Below are 1,967 nucleotides of genomic sequence, written 5' to 3' on the forward strand. Positions count from 1 at the left end.
AACACCGGCCTTTTTCAACGGGCTGCTAAGGGAAGGGGTTTGCTGCGCTTCTGGATCATTTTACAGTGTTCTTTTATGAACCACCGCTCGGCGTTTCGACCCTCAATTCAACACCATCCCCACGTCATCAAGCCTTCACAACTATTGATGATAGTTTTAATTTAAATACAGTTTATTGTAGTGATACATTTCGTATATTATTGTCATGGGGGAAATGTTGCGCTATTTGTTGCTCGTAGCACCGTTGGTGGCTGCATTGGGGTTGCTGCCGGCTTCCGCAGAACCGCAAATTCAGATTGGTTCTTACAAAGACGCTCGAGCCGTTTTTTGGGAAGACTTGTTTCCCGGCGGTTTTGAAGAGCTCTACTGTGGCGTTTCCGTTTCAGCTCGGGAAGACCACAATATCGAGCATATTTTTCCGGCCTTTTGGATGACCAAAACGCAAAACTGCGGTAGTCGTCGAACCTGCCGTAGAAACAGTCCGGCATTCAACCGGATGGAAGCGGATTTGCATAATCTATTGCCGACTCGAACCAGTGTTAATGCAGCGCGAGGGAGTTTTCCCTTCGGCGAAGTGCCTGGCGAAGACCATGATTTTGCAGGGTGTGACTTTGAAGAAAACAGCGGCATCGTTGAGCCCCGTCCGGCCGCGCGTGGTCAAATTGCTCGCGCCATTCTTCACATGACTGAGGCGTACGGTGCAGAGAACATCCTGCCGGACGGACAGCTCAGCCTGATGCGCCAGTGGGATCGATATGATCCGCCGACCGCTCTGGAACATGCCCGCAATGATCGGATTGAAGAGCTGCAAGGTACACGCAATAGCTTTATTGATGCACATGATCGCAATATCAACAACAACGGTTTAGCAATCAATGGTGACGGCGCAGCAGTCACCGGCATAGACGGCACCCGTGTACGAGTTGCTTCCTGGAATATAGCTAATCTGCACTGGAAGGAAGGTGAACATCTCCCCGGAAGACCAAGTGCCCCGGCACGAGAAGCTTCGGATTACAAGCGCATTGCGAACTACATCTCCGCAATCGACGCTGATGTTTTTACACTACAAGAGGTGAACGGGCCGGATGCAGTTGCCAAGGTTTTTCCGCCGTCACAGTATCATATAATCGTCTCGCAACGCTTTGAGGATGATCGCGATCAGGAGCGTGATACCGATCATATCTATACCGCCGTCGCGGTTAAAAAATCTGGCAGTGTGAGCTTTATTGCAGGTCAGACCTACAACGCGCTGAGCATTATTCATGACCCGGATGGTGATGCGCGCCCAACCCGTGCAGGCACCGAAGTCCTCCTGGAACTACCCAATGGCGAACCGCTTCAAGTGATGTCAGTGCATCTGAAATCAAGCTGTCATGCCGGTTCGCTGGATAATCCACGCAACGAGGACTGCGTCACTCTGGCAAATCAACGCGCACCGCTCGAAGCTTGGATTGATGAACTGACCGAGGACAATACGCCTTTCATCATCGCAGGCGATTGGAACCGGCGGATTGATCGTTTCGCGCAAAATGATCATCTATGGGGAGAGATTGATGACAACTCCCCTGCTCCGCTTGATTTGGCGCGCTTTCCGGAAGGCATTACGTCGCCTTGTTTAGCGGGGACTTCAGGCCATTTTCCGGATCCGATTGATTTCATTGTGCTCGACGAGCAAGCACTGCGTTGGGCGGATCGCGACAGTTTTCAGATTGTGGACTTTAAGCCAAACGACCGGCCGCATCGCAAAAAGATCAGCGATCATTGCGCACTCTATATCGATCTGGTGATCCCACAACCTTGAAAGGGTTCAGCGCAACCACGCGTATAGCGCGACAATCTGGGGATTTTCTTTGATTGTCGCGTAGGCCGACGGCTTGCGACGCTTTCTCTTTGCTTCCATAGTGGATCTGCGCTTGTAGCTCTCGACGTTCATTAAGCCAAGATCTGGCCGCCGCATGATGGCCGCT

The 1,967-nt window shown here is 51.6% G+C and carries 1 protein-coding gene; it reads left to right on the plus strand.

Annotated elements, in window-relative coordinates:
• Window positions 1-214 precede the first annotated feature (214 nt).
• Window positions 215-1,801 carry an endonuclease gene (locus E1297_RS02385; protein WP_196223147.1) on the plus strand — a complete coding sequence of 529 codons (1,587 nt, stop codon included), beginning with the start codon at window positions 215-217 and terminating at the stop codon, window positions 1,799-1,801.
• Window positions 1,802-1,967: the final 166 nt, after the last annotated feature.

Source organism: Roseibium sp. RKSG952, from assembly GCF_009711355.1.

Excerpts from the sequence above, each read along its gene's own strand:
- E1297_RS02385 (WP_196223147.1), top strand. The coding sequence starts at position 215 with ATGTTGCGCTATTTGTTGCTCGTAGCACCGTTGGTGGCTGCATTGGGG.